General features: G+C 52.3%; 4 protein-coding genes. 2 read left to right on the forward strand and 2 right to left on the reverse strand.

Annotation, left to right across the window (positions count from 1 at the left end):
* The coding region (locus ACTHS3_RS11030; RefSeq protein ID WP_440367962.1) for a glycogen/starch/alpha-glucan phosphorylase at nucleotides 1-204 on the forward strand (204 nt) is incomplete at its 5' end.
* Nucleotides 205-333: 129 nt separating this feature from the next.
* Here ACTHS3_RS11030 and ACTHS3_RS11035 read toward each other — a convergent pair.
* Nucleotides 334-1,827 (reverse strand): surface lipoprotein assembly modifier, encoded by a 1,494-nt coding sequence (locus ACTHS3_RS11035; protein WP_070607796.1) that lies wholly within the window; start codon nucleotides 1,825-1,827, stop codon nucleotides 334-336.
* 3 nt (nucleotides 1,828-1,830) lie between these two features.
* Here ACTHS3_RS11035 and ACTHS3_RS11040 point away from each other — a divergent pair, with 3 nt between their 5' ends.
* A complete protein-coding gene (locus ACTHS3_RS11040) occupies nucleotides 1,831-1,962 on the forward strand; it encodes a hypothetical protein (RefSeq protein WP_283116349.1) in 132 nt (43 codons plus the stop codon).
* 83 nt (nucleotides 1,963-2,045) lie between these two features.
* Here ACTHS3_RS11040 and ACTHS3_RS11045 read toward each other — a convergent pair whose 3' ends face one another.
* Nucleotides 2,046-2,990 (reverse strand): Slam-dependent surface lipoprotein, encoded by a 945-nt coding sequence (locus tag ACTHS3_RS11045; RefSeq protein WP_070607794.1) that lies wholly within the window; start codon nucleotides 2,988-2,990, stop codon nucleotides 2,046-2,048.
* Nucleotides 2,991-3,176 lie beyond the last annotated feature (186 nt).

The following is a 3,176-nucleotide window of genomic DNA, read 5'->3' on the forward strand; positions in this document are numbered from 1 at the left end:
CTGATGGCCGATTTCCGCAGCTACATCGACACGCAATACAAAGCGGACGAACACTACCGCAACGTATCCGCATGGCGTAAATCAGCCTTGATCAACATCGCCAACATGGGCTTCTTCTCATCCGACCGCTCCATCGCCGACTACTGTCGCGATATTTGGTACATCGAACCATTGAGCGAAAAAGAATTGCCCGGCAAGAATTAAGCGTTGAGCAGATAGCGAAAGCCGATACATCGGAAAGGTGTATCGGCTTTTTTCAGACGGCATGATATAGAAAGGAGTAAAACAGTATGGTTGTATCGCTGTTTTAGCGTATTTCTAAATGACTCAATTTTAAAATCGATATTTAAAATTTAGTAGCCATTCACTCTGACGGTAGCGGTAATGTGCTGTATTGCTATGGGAGATTGAGCGTCTGAAACGAAACTCAGGGTACACGCCTTTAAGGTTCCACTGCGGAAAGCCCACAGCGGCTATCATTATGTATTGATTGTCGCGCCGCCGTTTGTTGTCGCTGACAAAACTTGCCGCGTCATAAAGACTGCGGCGGTGAAGCAGGATGGCGTTGAGGTAAGTACCGCTTGAAAAAAAACTATACGCTCCCAGCCGTGTTGTATATTCCTTGCTGGAAGAAGATTTTTCGGGATAGGCTTTGCGTGTTGCATCAAAGTTGGCGAACAGACCGCTTTTCGGCGTGATGGAAAATTCCGCCCCCGCGCCCAGTTCGTATTGTTTGTAGTCTGCAAAATAATCTTTGCTTTGTCCGCCGTATCCGGTCTTTTTCGCTCCGGCACGGGCATTGACACGCCAGCGCGGGGAGAGTGTGCGCGACCAGTCGGCATCCACACCCCATGCGCGGTAGTGGGTGTGGCGGTTGCGGAAGTCGTATTCGAAATAGGGCAGCAGGGAAAATGAGGAGCGTGCGTCGGCATAGGCATATCCCGCGTAAAGCGAACCGTTGTGATAGCCGTAATCCGGCATGGCCGCCGAATCTTTGTCTTTTTCCGTGTAGCGGTTGCCGTACAGCACACCGCGCACCTGTACGCCGTGATGCCCTTTGAGCGGGACGGTTTTTTCGGCGGTCGCGCTATAGGATGAGAAGGTCGAATCCGTTGGCGCGGGCAGGGTGCGCTCCATCAGGCACATGCCTGAGATTTCCCACACGCATTGGTTGATGCCGTTGCCTTGGTTTACATTGCTATTGTAGCCGTAGCCGAGGCTGATTTGGCCGTGCCAGCGGCGGCGTTTGCCCAGTTCGGACAGGTAGTTTTCCACGATGGGGTGAGTTTCAGCAGGAATATCCGTTTTCAGAACTTTCTCAAACGCGGCGGCGGACTCTTTGTTTTGGTTGTCTTCGGCATAAAACCGCCCCGCTTCGAGCAGAAGGCGGGGGTTGTCGGGTTCGGCTTCCAAGGCCGTCTGAAAACTGTTCCTTGCCGCGCGGAAATTCCCTTCGTCCCGTTTTTGTAGCGCATCGGCCAAATGAATCAGCGCGGGTTTGTGCTGGGGCAGTTTGTCGTAGCGGGCGGCGAACTGCCGCACCTTGTGCCACTGCCGCGCGTTGAGGGAGTGATAAATCGCGCTTTCCAGCTCTTCCGCCGTATCGCCGACTTGGTAGATTTCGCCGCCTATCGAAATATAGCCGTCGTTTTCCTCTATTTCCCCGCGTGCCTGCTCCGTATCCAGCCAACCACTTTCGCGGTATTGCTGCGTTTGGCGGCTGCCCTCGTCCAGCAGGCGGCGGCGTTCATCTGCGGCATCGTCGGACGGGGCGGCAAGGCAGACCGTACAGAGCGGCAGGAAAAGCAGGCAGAGGCGGTGGGTCATGGGATGGGGTCCTTTGGGAGGGGAGGCCGTCTGAAAGAAGTAAAAGCAGAAATCCATCAAGGCAATGCAGGTTTGCACGGCACTTCGGAAACAGGTCAGCCGCAGTATATTTATGCCTACTGCGGCTGCGGTTAAAAAACGGCGGTTTTTCTGATTGCGGGAACGGACGGCCAAACGCCGAAAACACCGGCATTCCCTAATCGCGTAAGCGGGCAAGGTTATTTTTTCGCGCCGCCGAAGGCTACGTCGTCGCCTTTGCCGTTGCCGCGTTCGGCATAGCCCGCCATAGCTGCCGCGCCTTTGCCGTAGAATTGGCCTTGGATTTTTTCATGATTACCCGCACCGCTTTTGAACAAGCCGTCAGCATTGTTAATTTCAACACCATTAAAGCTCAAATCCTTATCGCCTGCGCGTTTCAGTGCGCCGCTCATAGAACCTTTGTCACCCGTACCGAATGTGGCTTTGATTTCACCGGTATAGAAATCGTTTTTGCCCGGCGTGTGCTTGTTGATACCGACAACATTATAGGTGGCGGTAGCTAAGCCCATAGTGTTTTTGGTCGGATTCTCACCCACAAACCAAACCGTGCGGTTGCCGTCGTTCATATTCAAATCCGTGCTGTTGGTAATCTGATTGCTGTTGCCTTTGCGCGGAGCCCATTCGCCGAAGAAGACGTTGGTTGCCGCAGTCGGCACTTTGGCAAAGGTCATGCCGCCGAATTTCGGCGCAATCGGTAATTTGGGGTCGGCCATTTGGCGTACGCTGAACACTTCGGTGTTGTTGGCGCGTTTTTCATACCACACTTGGGCGAGTTTGGTTTTCGAGAACCAGCCCGCAATCGGGTTGATGTCGCCGGGTTGCAGATATTTCGGATTGGCCGTGCCGTTTACATTGGCGTTCTGATTACCGCCGTTGATGGGCGCATTGCCGTATTTGTTGCGGATGCGCTGCGCGGGGCCGGCTTGGAGGTTGATGGATTTGGACAGGCCGTTGCCTGTGCTGACTTTGATACCGGCCGCACCTGCACCGAAGGGTAGGGAATCTGATGTTTTGGGTTCGATTAAGTTTGGATTGCTTGAACCACCTTCCACATTAGCCGCATGAGCAGCAGAGCCGAAGGCTGCGGTCAGAAGGACGGCGAGGGTTAATTGCGATGCTTTCATGATTTTTCCTTTTAAAGAAAAGATATGATGGATACCGCTGTTTTGTCTCGAGCGGCAAGGTGTATCGGGTGTTACCGATAGGGCGCATATTAATATAAATAAAAATATAAATCTAATTAAAACTCATTATCAAATATAAAGTGCGGATTGCATTTGTCAATATTTTATTTTTAATATCATTGCATT

It is taken from the genome of Neisseria sp. P0009.S007, assembly GCF_051962515.1.